17 protein-coding genes are annotated in these 17,742 nt (G+C 37.3%); 9 read left to right on the forward strand and 8 right to left on the reverse strand.

Translation table 11 applies throughout. The features are described from left to right. The first annotated feature begins 313 nt into the window (after positions 1 to 313). The 4 genes from AC6H0V_RS04315 (at position 314) to AC6H0V_RS04330 (ending at position 4,953) form a co-directional block, all read left to right on the forward strand. Positions 314 to 2,761, forward strand: a complete 2,448-nt coding sequence (locus tag AC6H0V_RS04315) for a PAS domain S-box protein (protein ID WP_497562483.1) — start codon at positions 314 to 316, stop codon at positions 2,759 to 2,761. Between the two features lie 83 nt (positions 2,762 to 2,844). Continuing rightward, positions 2,845 to 3,501 carry a cupin domain-containing protein gene (locus AC6H0V_RS04320; protein WP_497562484.1) on the forward strand — a complete coding sequence of 219 codons (657 nt, stop codon included), beginning with the start codon at positions 2,845 to 2,847 and terminating at the stop codon, positions 3,499 to 3,501. Between the two features lie 187 nt (positions 3,502 to 3,688). Further along, positions 3,689 to 4,300 (forward strand): alpha-ketoglutarate-dependent dioxygenase AlkB family protein, encoded by a 612-nt coding sequence (locus tag AC6H0V_RS04325; protein WP_497562485.1) that lies wholly within the window; start codon positions 3,689 to 3,691, stop codon positions 4,298 to 4,300. Between the two features lie 11 nt (positions 4,301 to 4,311). Further along, positions 4,312 to 4,953 (forward strand): competence protein CoiA family protein, encoded by a 642-nt coding sequence (locus AC6H0V_RS04330; RefSeq protein WP_497562486.1) that lies wholly within the window; start codon positions 4,312 to 4,314, stop codon positions 4,951 to 4,953. 55 nt (positions 4,954 to 5,008) lie between these two features. On the opposite strand, the gene AC6H0V_RS04335 is transcribed toward AC6H0V_RS04330, so the two are convergent. Next, on the reverse strand, positions 5,009 to 6,505 hold the full coding sequence (locus tag AC6H0V_RS04335; RefSeq protein WP_497562487.1) for a hypothetical protein: 1,497 nt from the start codon (positions 6,503 to 6,505) through the stop codon (positions 5,009 to 5,011). Beyond that, the gene (locus AC6H0V_RS04340; RefSeq protein ID WP_497562488.1) at positions 6,502 to 7,083 is read right to left on the reverse strand and encodes an RNA polymerase sigma factor; all 582 of its coding nucleotides are present in this window, start codon (positions 7,081 to 7,083) and stop codon (positions 6,502 to 6,504) included. Before AC6H0V_RS04340 ends, AC6H0V_RS04335 begins: the two co-directional genes overlap by 4 nt. Positions 7,084 to 7,245: 162 nt before the next feature. Between AC6H0V_RS04340 and AC6H0V_RS04345 the strand changes: the two genes are divergently transcribed. Further along, entirely contained in the window at positions 7,246 to 7,434 is a 189-nt protein-coding gene (locus AC6H0V_RS04345) for a hypothetical protein (RefSeq protein WP_497562489.1), read from the forward strand. A gap of 92 nt (positions 7,435 to 7,526) precedes the next feature. Here the strand turns inward: AC6H0V_RS04345 and AC6H0V_RS04350 are convergent, their stop codons facing one another. Then, on the reverse strand, positions 7,527 to 8,036 hold the full coding sequence (locus AC6H0V_RS04350; protein WP_497562490.1) for an RNA polymerase sigma factor: 510 nt from the start codon (positions 8,034 to 8,036) through the stop codon (positions 7,527 to 7,529). Between the two features lie 440 nt (positions 8,037 to 8,476). Between AC6H0V_RS04350 and AC6H0V_RS04355 the strand changes: the two genes are divergently transcribed. Together AC6H0V_RS04355 and AC6H0V_RS04360 are read left to right on the forward strand one after the other, a co-directional pair. Next, positions 8,477 to 9,556 (forward strand): PAS domain-containing sensor histidine kinase, encoded by a 1,080-nt coding sequence (locus AC6H0V_RS04355; protein WP_497562491.1) that lies wholly within the window; start codon positions 8,477 to 8,479, stop codon positions 9,554 to 9,556. Positions 9,557 to 9,676: 120 nt separating this feature from the next. Continuing rightward, the gene (locus AC6H0V_RS04360) at positions 9,677 to 10,330 is read left to right on the forward strand and encodes a response regulator (RefSeq protein WP_497562492.1); all 654 of its coding nucleotides are present in this window, start codon (positions 9,677 to 9,679) and stop codon (positions 10,328 to 10,330) included. Positions 10,331 to 10,401: 71 nt separating this feature from the next. Here the strand turns inward: AC6H0V_RS04360 and AC6H0V_RS04365 are convergent, their stop codons facing one another. From AC6H0V_RS04365 to AC6H0V_RS04375, 3 genes are all read right to left on the reverse strand, one after another. Further along, a complete protein-coding gene (locus AC6H0V_RS04365) occupies positions 10,402 to 11,607 on the reverse strand; it encodes a thioredoxin family protein (protein ID WP_497562493.1) in 1,206 nt (401 codons plus the stop codon). Positions 11,608 to 11,752: 145 nt separating this feature from the next. Next, positions 11,753 to 13,132 carry a M56 family metallopeptidase gene (locus tag AC6H0V_RS04370; RefSeq protein WP_497562494.1) on the reverse strand — a complete coding sequence of 460 codons (1,380 nt, stop codon included), beginning with the start codon at positions 13,130 to 13,132 and terminating at the stop codon, positions 11,753 to 11,755. A gap of 1 nt (position 13,133) precedes the next feature. Beyond that, complete coding sequence (locus tag AC6H0V_RS04375; protein ID WP_497562495.1) at positions 13,134 to 13,529, reverse strand: BlaI/MecI/CopY family transcriptional regulator; 396 nt, start codon at positions 13,527 to 13,529, stop codon at positions 13,134 to 13,136. 226 nt (positions 13,530 to 13,755) lie between these two features. Here AC6H0V_RS04375 and AC6H0V_RS04380 point away from each other — a divergent pair, with 226 nt between their 5' ends. Beyond that, positions 13,756 to 15,735, forward strand: a complete 1,980-nt coding sequence (locus AC6H0V_RS04380) for a sialate O-acetylesterase (protein ID WP_497562496.1) — start codon at positions 13,756 to 13,758, stop codon at positions 15,733 to 15,735. 190 nt (positions 15,736 to 15,925) lie between these two features. Here AC6H0V_RS04380 and AC6H0V_RS04385 read toward each other — a convergent pair whose 3' ends face one another. Then, positions 15,926 to 16,528 carry a hypothetical protein gene (locus AC6H0V_RS04385; RefSeq protein ID WP_497562497.1) on the reverse strand — a complete coding sequence of 201 codons (603 nt, stop codon included), beginning with the start codon at positions 16,526 to 16,528 and terminating at the stop codon, positions 15,926 to 15,928. A 123-nt stretch (positions 16,529 to 16,651) separates the two neighbouring features. Beyond that, positions 16,652 to 17,014, reverse strand: coding sequence for a response regulator transcription factor (locus tag AC6H0V_RS04390; protein WP_497562498.1), 363 nt, complete (start codon positions 17,012 to 17,014; stop codon positions 16,652 to 16,654). 322 nt (positions 17,015 to 17,336) lie between these two features. On the opposite strand from AC6H0V_RS04390, the gene AC6H0V_RS04395 reads away from it, so the two are divergent. Beyond that, positions 17,337 to 17,729 (forward strand): response regulator, encoded by a 393-nt coding sequence (locus AC6H0V_RS04395; protein WP_497562499.1) that lies wholly within the window; start codon positions 17,337 to 17,339, stop codon positions 17,727 to 17,729. Positions 17,730 to 17,742: the final 13 nt, after the last annotated feature.

Here is a 17,742-nt window from a genome sequence, read left to right on the forward strand (position 1 = left end):
AAGCTTTTGGTTTTATGCCGATAAGGATTTAATTTTCTTTTTGCAATTAAGAATGTTCAAAATCTGATCATTAAACGCAGACAGGCCCAATAGTGCAGAAAAGGAAATAGTCAAGATTGTAAATCTTCCTTTCGCAAGGAGGCATGGGGTAGTTAAATTCGACCTTTTATTTCCATCCCACATTTTATTTTGTATATTTAAGTCCCTACTTAAATCAAATCCCTATAACTATGTATGGTCATGACGCACGTTGCATGCCCAATTTCCTCGAATTTAATTTCGTGTTTGGTCAATTACACTTAAATCTGGTAAGATGGTGCCGGATATAATTATTATCATTTTTGCGCTCATGCTAGTAATGTTCTTGTATGTGCTCCATCGACTAAAACGGCTAAGGAGTAGGTATCAAACCCTTCTTGAAAATGCCGGTGATGCGGTAGTCATCATTAATAAAAAAGGAAAATTAGTGCATGTTTCAACCTCTATACACAAGGTGCTTGGCTATACTGTTAAGGAGGCCTTAAATTTGGATATTTTATCTATTGCCCATCCTGATGATATTGGAGCCCTCCAACTCGTAATGGAACGTGTAATGGTCCAGCCCGGAGTTCCGGTTATCGGGCACAAAGGTAGAATGCTGCACGGCGATGGTACATGGCACTGGTATGAAGCAGTGGTTACCAATATGCTCCATGATCCTAATATTAAAGGAATAGTGGATAATTTTAGGGATGTAACAACCAGTGTGCTTGCCGAAGAAAAAATAAACAATGCGAATAGACTTTATGCATTTACGAGCCAAATTAACCAGGTGATTGTGCAAACCCGTACCGATCGGGAAGTATTTATAGAAACATGCAGAATAGCTACCGAATATGGGCAGTTCAAAATGGCTTGGGTGGGATTGTTCAATGCCGATAAATCTATGGTTACACTTTCAGAAAGCAAGGGAATAGGAAAGGAATACTTAGCAAGTTTTAAAAATGCTGAGGTAAATGAGAAGGGTCCAATGTACCAAGTTGTAAAAACAGGAAGACCATTTGTATGCAATGATATCGATGAATTAAAACTTCCAAGTTGGAGAATCTTTGCGGATGTTAATGCAATCAAATCCTTTATGATCCTACCAATCACTAGAAGTGGAGAACTAATTGGTACATTAAACCTCTATTCATCACAGCCCAATCTGTTCGACGAAAAAGAATACAGGCTTTTAAAAGAGGTTGCTGATAATATCTCTTTTGCATTGGATATCTTCGAAAAGGAACGTTTAAGGGAAGTGGCCGAAAAAAAGCACCGACACTCAGAACTGCGGCTTAAACAGGCCCAATCAATTGCTCATGTAGGAAGCTTTGAAATTGATTTTACAACAGGTGTTTCGACTTGGTCTGAAGAGCTGTGTAAGATTTATGGTCTTGATTTATGCGATAATAACCATCCCTATGACGGTTGGCTCGAGATGGTTCACCCTGATGATTTGCCCAATGTAATGTCTACAATCAACGAAGTAAAGGCTTCATTTGAAAGCTCAGCCATCTACCATAGGATAATTAGAAAGGATGGAAAAATCAGGCATGTCTATTCGCAAGGAGAATACGAATTTGATGCACAAGGTAAGGTTACCGGCCTCCATGGCGTAGCACACGATATTACTGAAATTAAGGAATCGGAAGGGGCAAGAACTCAGTCTGAAAAAAATCTCCAACTTATAATGGATCTCATTCCACAAGGGATCTTTGTAAAGGATATGCAGGGAAAATTCCTCTTTGTAAACAATAGTTTTGCGAAGCTTTCTGGAGAATCGCCTGAGCAGTTTCTCCAAAACCCTAAGCATCAAGGGGTAGAACACAACAAAAACAGGCATAAATTCCTAGAGGAGGATCAACACGTAATTACCACTGGGATAAGCTTAACCATTCCCGAACTTAAATTGGTAGATGAAGATGGAAGCACAAAGTATTTTCAAACGTTAAAAGTTCCTTATACACTTTCTGGCGATACCGCAAGGAGCATGCTGGGCATTTACCTCGATATCACTGATCAAAAAAATGCTGAAACAGAACGGATTAACATAATTGCCGACCTAATGGATCGCAATAAAGATCTGGAACAGTTTTCTTATGTGGTTTCTCATAATGTGAGAGCTCCACTTGCCAATATCATGTCGCTTATTTCACTCCTCAATCCAGAAACTACCGGAAAAGATGGATCAGACATACTATCTGCACTTACCATTTCGACAAGTAAACTTGATGCGGTAATAAGCGACCTCAATTTTATCTTAAACATAAAAAATGGGAGCACCGAAGCAAAACAACAGGTTAACCTTAACGAACTTTTTGCAGATATAAAAATCGGTATCACCAACCTAATTGTAGATTGCAATGTAACTTTGACAAGTGATTTCTCTAAGTTGGATCATATATATTGCTTTAAAACTTATTTGCATAGTATCTTTCATAACTTGATATTAAACAGTATCAAATATCGAAAAACAAATGTAGCTACAGTTATAAAGGTTAGCAGTAGGGCGGAGAAGGGGAAACTAATCCTAGAGTTTGAAGATAATGGAATGGGCATAGACCTCGAAAGGTACCATGAAGAATTGTTCGGACTTTATAAACGCTTCCACTTGCATATTGAAGGAAAAGGTATGGGACTGTATATGGTTAAAATGCAGGTTGAACAGCTAAAAGGAAATATAACTGTTAACAGTAAACTTGATGTGGGAACAAAGTTTACCATAGAATTTAAAGCATAAAACATCCAAAGGATCCAATAGGGACTAACTTTGAGCAATCAAAATTCAATTTAAAACTAGCAATCAATTTAAACGCAAACGATTTGCTTAAAGATAAAATAAATTCTATTTTAGAACATTCTTCGGCATCTAAACAAAAGGATTTGAACATCAAAGCATATATAGAAAGTGGGATTTTAGAGCTTTTTGCAATGGGCCAGTTAGGCGAAGCAGAAAGAGCTGAAGTAACCCATTATCTAGCAATTTATCCGGAACTTGCCAATGAGCTAGAACAGATTGAGCTCGCTTTTGAACAGTATGCTGATAAAAACGCTATCGAACCATCTCCAAGACTAAAACGGCAGCTTTTAGATTCGATAGATAATCTACAAAAGGAAAAAGAGATGGATCCTGCTAATCTACCGCTCATCAATCCCTATTCAAACTACAAAGATTGGCTTAAACTGCTTTCTCGTTTTGGGGAAATGCCACTAGATGAAGGAAGACACATTCGTGTATTGCGCCATGACGAAGAAGTGATGCAAGTATTGATAGTGTCTACAACTGATATTGAACAAGAAGTGCACCTGGTAGAACACGAAAGCTTTTTGATACTCGAAGGCGAATGTAAATGTACCATTGGCGAGCAGGTTAGACTAATGTCTGCAGGGGATTTTATGCAGATCCCTTTGTTCGAAAATCATGATGTGCAGCTTTTATCACCAAAAGTTACTGCTATTTTACAGCGAGTAAAGATTTAGGGTGTAGTTCTTAGTCTATAGTTCATAGTACTTGCTGTTGCCAATCTCAGGCTCTCGAAGACCCAAATAAATAATAACTTATTATTAGTGCTTGCTTTTTACTAAAAATATTAGTTTTTATTTACCTTTTAGTTAAATTTATCAGTCAAATACTATAATTTTGTGTAGTCATAATTACGGGATTTAAATGATGGAGCAACTTAGTTTTTTTAAGGAGTGTGGACAGACCCATGGGCTTCCTACGTCGGTATTAGATTATAGGGCAAATTTTATAAATGAGGAGTGGGGAGCCAAGCTGATGGAAAAGTTTATCAGAGAAACACCTTGGGTACAAAAAGTAGTGAATATGTATGATAAACAAGTAGTTACACCATGGCTTTCGGCATGGTTTGCCGATGCAGCTACCTATGATTATTCTTCATTGCGCAAATCAGCACCCAATCCTTGGACACCTGATCTCCTAGAAATTAAAAATTTGATTGAGCCTATTGCCGGTCTAACCTTTAATAGCGTACTGTTAAATTATTATCGTGATGGCCAGGATTCGGTAGCATGGCACAGCGATAATGAAAAAGCGCTTGGTACCCACCCCACAATTGCATCTGTAACCTTTGGACAAGTACGTTCTTTTGATATTCGCAACAAACAGAACCACGCCGAAAAATTTTCGGTTCGTTTAGAACATGGGTCGCTATTGCTGATGAAAGGCGATCTGCAATCAAAATGGGACCATCGCATCGCAAAATCTACTAAACCCATGAAACCTAGGCTTAATCTAACCTTTAGGGTGGTGATATAAAATCTCAAGAGATGAGCGAGATCCAACCTATTCACTTATCAGCCCCTGCGAAGTTGCCGAATTATTTTGGTGAAACGGCCTGGCATAGGGACTGGAAAAACGCGTTTCCCTGTAACTTTAGGGAAAGAACTTTTTTAGATCCTGTTCTAGGTCAGTTGCACAGGGCGGATGTACATACAGCATGTGGCACCACAATCGAATTCCAAAACTCCCCAATCACCCTTCATGAGCTAAGCAGCCGAGAATCCTTTTACCCCAAACTCGTTTGGATCCTTAACGGTAAAAAATTTAAAGGATTTAGAGTACTAAAAGCCTTACCAGATATAGCTGATCCGTTGATATCGGACTTTGAATTTAGCCATACCGCAAATCTCACCATGGTAAGAAAAAGTGAAGTGATAGCCAAGTTAACGAAACCAAAGACACTTACATTTCACCATCCCGAATTAAGAAACATTCCCCTCACTTCTCATTATTACTCTTTTTGCTGGAGACATCCCCATAGGGTTTGGTTTGAGGCCAAATGCCCCATTATTATTGATTTCGGCGGCTATTTTTTGTACCAGCTAAAGCATAGGAAACAGCTTTCGGGAGATTACGCTTATTTACATATGGTTTCTAGGAAGGCGTTTATAGAAGGGTATACCTTCTAAACGTTATCCTACGTAGCCGATATAATCATCAACTGTTTATATACGGTACTTACACTTAATGTTGGGGAGGTAGGTTTTTTTTCTTAACATTTTTCTTTCCTTTTTTAAATGGCTTGAACTGATAACCTACACCTAGTTGAAATGCTTGAAATGAGGTACTGTAACTGCCTAGAGGGGATGTAACCTGATAGCTTTTGAAATTGTTTACATACATTGCGGTTAATTTAAATCCTCGATATTCGTAGCCAACTCCAAGATGTAAGCCTAGATTAGCATGTAGAAACTGAGTTTGTTGCAGGCTTCTGTTCACAAAAAGACTTTGGTTTAGCGTATCACGTTTATCAGGCATGGTGCTAATTTTAGTGGTAGCTCCATATTGCTTTTGCAGGATATTAAATGCCAGGCCAGCATTAACGCTCAGTGAGTTGGTAGCTTTTACTTGAATAGTTAAGGGGAGGGAGAGGACATCTATTTTTCGAGTATCGCTGATAGAAAATGGCGCAATAGAATCCGGTTTATAATAACTTGGATGAATAATGTTCCCAGAAATTTGCCGGTTCTGATGTAAAACAAGACCGGGATTGATCCGGATGTGATTGTTAATTTTTAATGATGCATCAGCCCCTAAAAACTGATTAGGTATACGCCCTAAGCTTGTGCCAGCACTTAGTCCCAAACTGAGAAAAGGCTGTGGCTCTCTACTCTTACTAGACTTTTGCTTTACTATTTTCTGTTTTGTTATCCGAGCTTCTTTTTTTGAAGCGGGGGTCGAAATAAATGCTGACGTTTGTGTGGCTTCTGATGCTTCGACTAAACTGTTTGAATAGTAAGTGTGTACATTAATGCTGCTTGGTAAAATGTCGGCTGAATTGGCTTTGGGCTGAGTAGTGGGAAGAGTTAAATTATCAAATTTCTTTTTTACCGTGTCTTTACCATTTTGCTCATTTTCAATGGGGACAGATACCATTGATTTCACCTCTGATTCTTGGTCTAATTCCTTTGTAGTATGCATTGTTACCAATTGGCTATTGTTACCTGCTGAGCGAGTGATTACCAGTGCCTTTTCGCTTTCGCCTATTAATTTTTTTGTCGATTTGCTAGCTGCAAATTTTCTTTTTAAACCCGGATTTACCCCTGTGCTCGAAGAGGATGTATTCTCCGATGATGGAATAACAAGGATTTTAGAAACATAGCGCATAGATGCGGTATCCAATATTTCAGCACTGTTTTTGATTTCCTTTTTTATAGAATGTTGTAAATTTGATAGTGAATGATTGTTTTTGGGCGTATTTAGATTACGAATAGGGGTTGATGTTGAATGGTAAACTATTGCAACAAAAACAGCAATTATGGCTATGATAACGGCAATAATGAAAAATAAGTTCGCTTTATTAATTCTTGAGGGTTTTGCCCACGGAGTGTTAATTCCCTCGGGCAAGTTTTCGTCAAGTAGTTGCTTCATGTCTTGCCATGTGGTATCAGCCTCCTCTGTTAAGCGAAGTTGATCAAGTTTTTCTGACCAAAGTTTATGATCCCATGCTGAATTTTTCATTTGTTCTTGTTTTCAGTTTGTTCATCATTATCTAAGCCCTTAGGTGTTAAGAGCACCCTCAGTTGTTTTTTTGCTTCTGATAGGTGCCACCTTGAGGTACTTTGTGTCATTTTTAATTTCTCGCTTATCTCCTTGTGCGAATAACCGTCAATTACAGCCAAATTGAAAACCAATTGGGTAACCGTAGGTAGCTGTCTGATGTAGTACAGTATTTCTTCTGCGTATAATTTGTGTAAAATGATAGGCTCTTCGAAAATATATTCATTGGTTATTGCCTGATCAGTAAGGGCGGTAAATTTTTCTTCTTTTCTTGCCAAATCAATGCAGGTTCTTACCATGATTGTATGGATCCATGCACCCAATTCGCCTTTGCTGGTCTGATAGGAGTGAATATGCTGATAAACCTTTAAGAAACCCCCATTCAATGCTTCTTTGGCAAGCTCGTTGGTCTTCAAATATCTGCAACATAAACGCATCATTTGCGCATAATAGAGTTTATATAGACCTTCCTGCGCTGAGCGTTCGTTGGCTATACAACCTTTTACCAATAATGTGATCTGCTCTAAAGGAGGGGTCATTAATGCGCTTTGGGGTCAACTAATTTAGCGTTCCTAAATTATATTACGTATCAAAATTGCCAAATGCTGGGTAAATTAAAATATTTTTTTTAAGAAGCTTTTTTCCCAGCGTTTGTTCCTTCGCTAACGTAATTAACATACGAAACCAAAAAAACATGATCGATGGTAATAGCATTAATCGCCAAATTATTAAACATATTTGCCATTAAACGCGGAATGAGAAAAACCACATCTTCAAATGAAGCATGGCCTGACCATCTACAATGGAGTGGGGGAAGATATTTGAACCGAAAGGAAATTGAGGTGCTAGATGCGAAACATTCTACATTAATAGAGCACCCTCTCTTATAATGTCCTTAAAACTTGCTGCTACAACTGTAAACTACTACAAAGCCCCATGATAAAATCACAGGGCTTAGGTTTCATTGGTAGATGTGTGGGTATTATCTTTTATAAGGTTTAAGTTGTTTTTTAAGGATTAATCTTGCCATATGAATCCGTGTTTTAACTGTACCGATCGGAATATCCATTTCATCTGCAATCTCATGATATTTATACCCTTCAAAATAGCGCATAAATGGATCATAATAGCATTTTGGAAGTTTCGAGAGGGTACGTTGTATATCGGCCATCGCAAATTTTCCTTCGGCTGCATTAATAGAAGAACTTCTCATAAGATGGGCAGATGATAGTTCTTCTTCCTGAGTGATCAATGCGTTTTTACGTACATCACGTCTGTAATCATTAATAAAAGTATTGCGCATGATGGTAAATAACCAGCCTTTGATGTTTGTACCTTCTTTAAATTGATCATAATACCTAATGGCTTTAAGCATTGTATCTTGATAAAGATCATCAGCCACTGCAGAATCATGAGTAAATTTGAAGGCAAAGTTTCTTAAAATAGGAGTGTGCTCCTCAAGCAATGAATTAAAAGATAGAGATGTAGGCATATGATTTAATTTTATATTTCTTAAAATACAATAGTTGTTCCCAAAAAATAGTTTTTATCCAAACTGCATCATTTCCCGTATTTATTTGCGTACAAATACGGAGCTTTCGCCCCAAATTTTTAAGATTTTAATCTTCAGTTCTATATTAATCAAAGAAAAACAACACATTCTTTAAGAAAAATGTATAGTTAATCAGACTAAGGAATCAGTGAAAAAATAGTTAAGAAATAAATTTTCTTTAGCTACAATTTATGATAATTTTGAGGCTAAGAACGGGTTTTTGCACCTACGGTGGAGAGCGGCAACTTATTTTTTCTTGCTGAATAAATAAGGCTAATCGAAAAGCAGCTGTTTACCTACTTTTATAGTTTTGCATAAACAAACTTATTGGGATTGCTGATGTTTTATATAAGTAATCTATTTTTACTATCCTCAAAATTATGAACGAATTGAACAATCAGTTGTTTTGCCAAATGGGCGAAATATCAAATGATGGTTATTTTATTTTTAGTACTTCAACTTCTACATTTATTTACCTAAATGGATCTTTTTCGAAGATATTCGCAATCACTAGGGAGAGCATACAGCATGATCCGGAACAATTGATAGCAGCTATCCACCCCGAAGACCGAGACCACGTACGCTCTTGCTATGAGGAGTGCCTAGAAGATTTGGTAGCCAAAAAATATGAGATCAGATTAATGGTAAATGGTGAGGAGAAATATTTACTCGGTTCTATCTTTCCGCTTAATAATGGAGACGATATTACGATATCGGGCATTATTGAAGATATTACCGTAGCTAAACATAATAAAATACATATTGAGCAAATCAATGCCCGTAAAAACGCCACACTTGAAGTCTTGTCGCACGATTTAAAGGAACCTCTAGGTATGATGCGTCTTACGGCAAGTGCCATGGAAAAAGAACTCCTTCCACTTGGAAATAATGAGATAATGGATTCGCTTTCCTTTATTAAGGAGATGTGCGAGCGCAATATGAAGTTAATTAGAAGTATGGTTAACCATGAGTTTCTAAAATCTTCGGTAATTGAATTAAAGAAAGAACGTGCCGATCTGGTATGGGAAATCGAGGATGTAGTTCGTTTTTATAAAAAATCGCACCTGCGCGAGCTAAAAGATTTCAGATTCAGTAGCTCTGATGATAAAGTCTATCTCTTTTTAGACAGCATGAAGTTTCTTCAGGTGATAAATAATCTGATTTCCAATTCCATTAAATTCACCGGTTTTGGTGGTATTATCGATATTAAGATCCAAAATAAACAAGACACCGTATTGGTAAGCGTAACGGATAATGGCATCGGGATACCACAAACTTTGCAAGAAGGATTATTTGATAGGGGCGAGAAAGCCTTGAAGTCTGGCCTAGATGGTGAAGAATCTGGCGGATTGGGAATGAGCATTATTAAATCAATCGTTACCCTCCATGGCGGTAAAGTATGGTTTGAAAGTGAAGAAGGAACAGGAACAATCTTTTATATAGAACTGCCGAAGGAGTGATCGGTTCCAGTTAACCAGTTTTCAGTTTACAGTTAACATTGACCTCCCGATAGCTATCGGGATAAACAATTAACCAGTTAACAGCTGACCAATAACCCATAAAAACCATTTTAACCATAAATGATCAAAATAATAATTGTAGACGACCATAAATTACTGCTGTCTTCGTTATCAGCCTTGCTTGATATAAGTGATAACATTCAAATTGTTGCCGAAGCTAACAGTGCAAAAAACCTATTGTCTTTGTTAGAGAGTAATCCAAACGTAGATGTTATACTTTCCGATTTCTTGATGCCAGAGATGGACGGAATCGAAATGATAGGAGAAATGAGAAAAAGAGGAATAAGCACACCTGTTATACTGCTTTCTATGGTTGAAGATGAGAAATACTCATCAACAGCGTTCTTAGCAGGTGCTAATGGGTATCTTTCAAAGAACGTAGATATTGATGAGCTTTTGTTTGCAATAAATACTATAATCAAAGGAAGACGCTATTTTTCTGCCGAACTTGGAATTCGTCTTTTAGAGCGCTATCATAAGCAGTTGGTTAACTATATAGACCAAACATCTAAAAAAATAGCATTCTCTGAACGAGAGCTTAATGTGTTGGAACTGATAGCAGAGGGCAGGACCAATCAGCAGATGGCCGATCAGCTTTTTTTGAGCAGGCGAACTATTGAGGGAATCAGACAATCCATTTTAGACAAAACTGCCTCAAAAAATACAGCAGCCCTTATTAAATATGCTATTTTGAATGGCTATTTAGGAACCTAAACCGAAAACTGTGCCAAAGGCATCCCTTCGGGAAAAAGCCCCACGCTTTCATGGGGCTTTATTTATTCAACTTATCCCATCTTTTTTAGCCATTCTTCTCCGCTGCTCGTATCTTCCTTATTGATCTTCCCAATCTTAATTGCTTTTTGCATGGTTGTAATGGCCAGTTTCTTATTGCCTAACCTTGATAATAACCTAGCATAAGTATCTAATCTGGCAAAATTAGGTTCTTTCTCGGTTAATTTTTTTATCCAATATGCGCACTTTTTTAATACTTGTAGATCATTACATTTTTCGTAGGCAGACCAACAGAAATTTGCTGTGACTTCTGGATCATAGTCGGGCTGATTCATCCGTTGCTCTAGTATTTTTGCCGCATCTGCCCATCGGTTTTCTATAGTAAGCATGCGCTGTTCTATCGCACGGATATAGGCCGAAGTATCTTTTGCCAGCATATTGGCTTTGGCGATATCAACTGCTTCATTAAACAATTTTCTATCCTTTGCATCGTAGGCTGCATATACTTTTTTAGAAATGACCAACGAATTGACAAATTTTACATCTAAATCCCCGTACAATTCTTCATATTTATTCTTGTTCTTATAAAAATAATTTACCATTTCATCTGTACCACAGTCAAAATAGCACATTAAGGTAAACGTGATTTCGTCCAAATGATTAGGATGGCTTTCCCAATATTTCATTAGATTTTCAGTTACATTTTTGGTGTTAGTCCGATTCACGTATTCTTCATAAAATTTGGGATATGCGAGGTTGGTAACATTAGAAATACCCTTAATGTAACGTCCACTTGCATTATTTTCTATCGATTTAGTTAAAAAGGAACTATAATTTTTTACCAAGTCCTTTTCTGGTCCACCTGTGCCATATAGTCTGTTAACCACAAACTGCTGTTCATTTAAAATAACAGTTGATGGATATAACATGATGTGAAATTTTAAAGTCAGTCTGTGTACGCTATCCTTCTCTGCATCATACTTGAGTACCACAAAGTGTTTAGCCATTTCTTCACTAATCTTGGCATCTTTAAATATAGCTTCATCAAGATATTTACAGGGAACGCACCATGTGGTGTAAAAATCGATCAGTATCATTTTATGCTGCTTTTTGGATTCGAGTTTAGCCAATTCGTAATCTTGGTTTATGATAGTTAGTTTGGTACTGGTTTGAGCAATGCTGATTTGGGTATAACATACTATTCCCACTACTATCATTACGGTTAATAAAAGATTGATTTTTAAAGTGTTTGGTTTCATGTTGATAATTTTAAAAGGTTTAAATTTTAGGCAATAGATTTCCATCCGGCCGAAAGCCGTTTTTTAATAATGGTAAAGGTGTTTGGATAGACAAGGCGCCTTTGTCTATAAAAGGAACTATAATTTTACCATTTATCCATAGGCATTATTGATTTGGATAGGTTTCTTTTATAGGTGGATAGTTTAACTGGTCATAGTGTTTTATCACTTGATCATATTTTTCTAAGTCCTTTTTGTACTGGGCGATGTCCTTATCGTATTGTATTAATGATGCGGCATAACGGATCAGTATGCTTTCTCTTCTTTCTAGTTCGGGGCTAGTAGCTGAAATAGCAGTTGATGTTTGAGTGAGAGGAGCTTCAACGAGTGGAAGTTCTTGGGCGAGTGTTGCTCTGTCAAGTGATTTGTAATTTCTTTTCCTGGGCTTTTTATCAGTCTTGATTGGTACGATTTCAACGGCTGGTAGGGAAGAAAGTGGCCTCTCAAAAGTTGCCTGCTTACTTATTTTGTTGAGTTGGGTAGTTAAACTATCGGATTGATAAGTAGTTAGGCTTAACATACCAATAAGAATAAAAAAAGAAACCAATAAAAAAACCCGATCAGTTAGAGATGGCTTTTTATAGGTTTTTCCTAAAATACGGCTTACACGGGTTAACAGTTCATTTCTGTGACTTACAAATGCAGGAATAGGGTTGGCTAAAACCGCGTATTCCTTAAAGCTGATCAATGCCGTTAGATATGCCCTGGTATTGGATGTATGGCTCAAGGCAATATCATCACAGCAATATTCCCGATGCTCCCTTAGCCACGTTGATAACAATAATAACCCAGGATTAAAGAAAAATACGGCTTCAACACAATTTTGTAAGAGGTTCACCAAATAATCATACCTGCGTACATGTGCAAGTTCATGTAGCAATATGGCTTCTACCTGTTCCATTGGCAAGTTGCTTAGTGCACCAATAGGAAATAGGATAAGGGGTTTAAGATGACCAACCACTACAGGAATTTTCACTAAAGTTGATTCAAATAGCCTTACAGTATTTTTAATGCCTAGGATTTTCGTCAATTCCGTGGTTTTTTCTACCCATAAGAGGGGAGGTGGCATCATTTTAGAATGATGGATAACATCAAAATAAAATAGATTAACCATTATTTTAAGAGAATGAAAACTAAAACATATCAACCACAATAAAAATATAAAGTGTGAATTTGCATCGATAAAACTCCTGCAGTTTTGAATAAACAAATGCGCCGCATCAGTTGAAAATTGCACATTTAGAGGTGTATCTACCAATAAGACCCGCTGATAATATGACCAAAAAGTAAACCCACACAGGCCAACGAAAACAATAAATAGCACCACTAATATGCTGTATTTTAATCTCGGGCCGTTCCTGCTAAGAAATAAAAACGGACTAGCTAAAACTACTAGTAACAACCCTTGCCATAACGAATGTAATAACATCATGCAAAATGCGGTGATAAAATGAGGCATATTGGTATCTACGAGTAAAAAAATCATGCTAGCTTTCAATGTTATTTAATAAGTCTTTAATCTGTTTCAGTTCTTCTGCAGATGTTTTATCGGTGCCCAAGAGAGATACCATCATCTTACTTGGAGAGCCATTATAAAGATGGTCTACAAAACGGATGAGTAAATTCCCTTTCACTTTATCTTCAAGTAGGATCGCTTTATAAACATGTTTCATTTTACTTTCATCTCTGGCTAATGCACCTTTCTCTTTCATAACCTGCATTAACTTTAAGGTAGAAGTATAGATAACGGCCTCTTTCTTTTCATTAAGTTTGTCGTGAACAAAACGTACCGTTGATGGTCCGAATTGCCATAAAACTTGTAGCACATCTAATTCTGTTTTAGTTGGAACAAAGATCGATTGTTCTTCTTTTTCAGGTTTCATAAATTAAAGGTATGTATTAAAAACGTACGTTGCAATAGTTGATGTAATTTTTTTATAAAAAAATTAAATTATTATTATTTGCAATATTTTGAAAGGGCAGTATGCAACCATGGACCATGGACCATGGACTATGGACTATGGACCATGGACTACGGACCATGGCCATAAACTATAATCCAACCAACAAATTCCTATTTTTTACAATAATCCTTCGTAATTTAAACCCATGAAAAAGATCAGCTCCTTCTGCCTATTCATTTCTCTTCTCCTTTTCTCGAGCCAATTTGCTGTTGCGACAGTTAAAATGCCTGCTTTTTTTACGGATAATATGGTTTTCCAGCAGCAGACTAAAACCGCCATTTGGGGCTGGGCAACGCCTGGGAAAAAAATTGAGATCACAACTAGCTGGAATAAAAAAAGGTATACAACACCAGTTAAAGAAGATGGAAAATGGAAAATTACGATCACTACGCCAACCTATGGCGGGCCTTATCAAGTAGATATCAATGATGGAGATCTGGTAGTACTAAAAAATGTACTTATCGGCGAAGTTTGGTTTTGTTCAGGTCAATCTAATATGGAAATGCCCTTGGCAGGGTGGGGTAAGATCAATAACTATCAGGAAGAAATTAAAAATGCTGATTTTCCTAATATCAGATTGTTGCAGGTAATCCACGAGGCAGGAAAGCTGCCAGCAAATGATGTTAAGGTTACCCGCAATGGATGGACATCCTGTAGTCCAACCACAATAGGCGATTTTTCTGCAACCGCGTATTTTTTTGCTAGGGAAGTTTACCAGAAAACAGGCATCCCGATAGGTTTGATACACAGCTCATGGGGCGGTACCGTTGCAGAAGCCTGGATCAGCGAAAATACCTTAAAAAATGATGCCGATTTTTCGGCCGAAGTGGAGAGGATCAAACAGTCTGGGTTGGCAGAAGTGGGTTTAAGCGATTCCGAAAAGTTAGCAAATTGGCAGAAATCAATCCTAAAGAATGATCTTGGCTACCAAAATGGGAAGTTTGTGTTTCTTTCAAAATCATTCGATGACTCTACGTGGGGGAATATAACGATGCCAAGCTTGTGGGAAAAATCGGTATTGCCTGATTTTGATGGAGTGGTATACCTTAGAAGAAAAATAATGATCCCAGAATCATGGGCCGGAAAACCATTGAAACTAAGTCTTGGTGCCATTGACGATCAGGATATCACTTATTTCGACGATGAAAAAATTGGTGAAACGCTAACTGCCAATACCAACAGAATGTATCAAATCAGTGCGGATAGGGTCACGGGTGGCGAGCATACCATCTCCATTAGAATATACGATAGCGGTGGTTCGGGCGGCTCGGCAAGTGAAGCTAAATTAATGAACCTAAGTTTGGATAAAGATCAGGTAATCTCCCTTGCCGGAGATTGGAAGTATAAAATGGCGATGAACCTCAAAGATATTGGTCCATCACCTATGGTTAATTCAAATGTAAATAGACCCACATTATTGTACAATACAATGGTTAACCCATTTATCCAGTTTGCTATAAAAGGCGTAATCTGGTATCAGGGCGAGTCGAATGCACCAAGAGCGCATCAATATCGCACCCTATTTCCTTCTTTAATTAAAGATTGGCGCATCCGATGGAATAGAGGTGATTTTCCTTTCTATTTCGTTCAACTTGCAAATTTTAAAGCTAAAGAAAACCAGCCATTGGATTCTGATTGGGCAGAACTAAGGGATGCACAACAAGGCACATTACAGTTGCCCAATACGGGGATGGCTGTAATCATAGACATTGGTAATGAAAAAGATATTCATCCCAAAAATAAACAGGATGTAGGTAAACGACTAGCCTTAATAGCTTTGGCTAAAACCTATCATCAAGATGTGGTGTACGAGGGCCCAACTTTTGATAAGGTAAGATTTGTGGGTAAGCAAATTGAGATTAACTTCAAAAATACAGCAGGGGGATTAGTAGCTAAAAATGGTTCACTCAAAGGTTTTGAAATCGCAGGATTGGATAAGCAATTTTATTGGGCCGATGCCAGAATAGAAGGTGATAAGGTAATTCTTAGCAGTGAAAAAGTTTTAAATCCAGTTACTGTAAGATACGCTTGGGCAACTAATCCCGAAGCTACTTTATATAATGATGCCGGTTTACCTGCGAGGCCATTTAAGTTGGATCATTGGAAAGATTCTACGGAGAAGTAGGGCGGAGTTCAGTATAGCGTTTGTGCCTTAACCGGTGCAATCATCTTCATCCCGATAGCTATCGGGACGGTGAAATCCCACAAAAAAGAAACGGGGATCAATCATTACGACCAATCCCCGCATCTAAATTAACGCTCTCATATATATAGACGACTAAATAATCGATTTATTATATATCTGGTTATTTATTTTAGTTTTTTTCTTTTTTAGGTTTTGCCGGCACGTCAGCATCTGTTTTAGGCTCTTTCTTAGCTGCTTTTATAACAGGTATTTTGTCTGCTTTAGCTTCAACTCCTTCGGCCTTCTTCTTAGCTGGTGCTCGCACAGGCTTTGTTTCGGCAATGGGCACTTTAATCTTAACCACTTTTTCTTTAACAGGCGCATCCGCTTCGGATTGCTTAGGCTCTTTTTTAATTGTTTTGGTTACGGGCTTTTTATCAGCTTTAGCTTCTAACACTATGTCCTTTTTCTTAGCGGCTTCTTTTATAGGTTTCACTTTCGCCACTGGCGTGGTTTCTTTAAGTGGTTTCTCTTCTTCTACAGGTTGAGTGATCGCATTTTGCTTTAAGTAAATATCAAGCACTTGTTTAAGGTACAAATCCGGTTTTGGCATATTGATTACCGTTCCGGGCTCCTTGTCTTGGGCTTGTTTATTATATGCTGATTTTATTTTGCCCCAATCTTTAGAGTAAAGCTTGATAAACATGGCAACGAACTCCTCTTGGGTGTATGTTTTGGGTAATCTGCCCAGTACCGCCTGTATTTTTTCTTCTTTTTTATGTAGAACTGCCATTTTTTTAGTTTCTACAAAGATACTGAAAACATTAGCTAATATGTAAATGTGATAATTAGCTAATTAAGAGCAACATCAACGGTAGAACGACATTAGCTAATTTGATAATTTGATAATTGCTAATCAGTGTGGCGCATAATGTTCAACCCTATTTATAAAATCATTAAGGTCGAACGGTTTGTTGATAAAATCTTCGGCTGCACATTTACTTTTAACATTGGATAAATAATTATTACCAGACATCATCATTACAGGAATATCATGAGTTTTGACATTGCTTTTAAGTTTAGCACAAATATCGAGACCATTGCCATCAGGTAACATTACATCAAGTACAATCAAATCCGGCCGGTGTAAATTCATCTCTTTCCAAAAAGTAGCCTGATTAGGATAGGCCTTTACTTCATACTGTTCTTCAACCAATAAATACTCTATAATTTCTCTGATATTGGCGTTGTCCTCTACTACATAAATACACTTTTCCATGGGATAAATTTTTATAGTTGTTGTAATAACGCCTGTGAACATCAGATGTTTAGGGTAATTATCCACAAGAGCAGGGTTATTAACGTTAGAGAAATAAATGGAAAATGCCTGCCTAACAGACGGGGAGAGAAGATGTAAAATGGACGAGGGAAGATGACTCCGTGCCAAAGAGCTAGGGAAGATGTACCGAAGGCGCATTTGCTTACGAATCGATTACGAAATAATACATGTTTGAACATTTAGTTTCATTGTTTACAAAGAAATGTTGCGAATAGGTTTTGCATTATTTATATTTACATGAACCATTCAAAATAAAAACAAAGTGAAATTCACATTCAAGAAAGCCGTAACTGAAGAACCCAAGAAAATCTTAATTGTAGAAGACGAACCAATGAGCGTGATGGTATTGGAGCAAATTTTAAAGCCTTACCAGTTTAAGTTAATCGTTGCAGTGAACGGTTTAGATGCAGTAGAAAAATTTAAAAAAGATCCTGTAGATTTGGTAATAATGGATTTATATATGCCAGAAATGGATGGGTTTGAGGCATCCAAACAGATTAAGGCTGCCTCTCCAGATACTCCAATTATAGTATTTTCTACTACCGATATCGACGAAGACACACTAAAAAAAGATATTGGAATTGATTATTTGTTAAAAAAGCCTTTAAATATTAAGAAATTTCAAGACTTCATCCATATGTTGCTATTAGCATAATTTAAACAGACTT

This window comes from Pedobacter sp. NO84, from assembly GCF_059703915.1.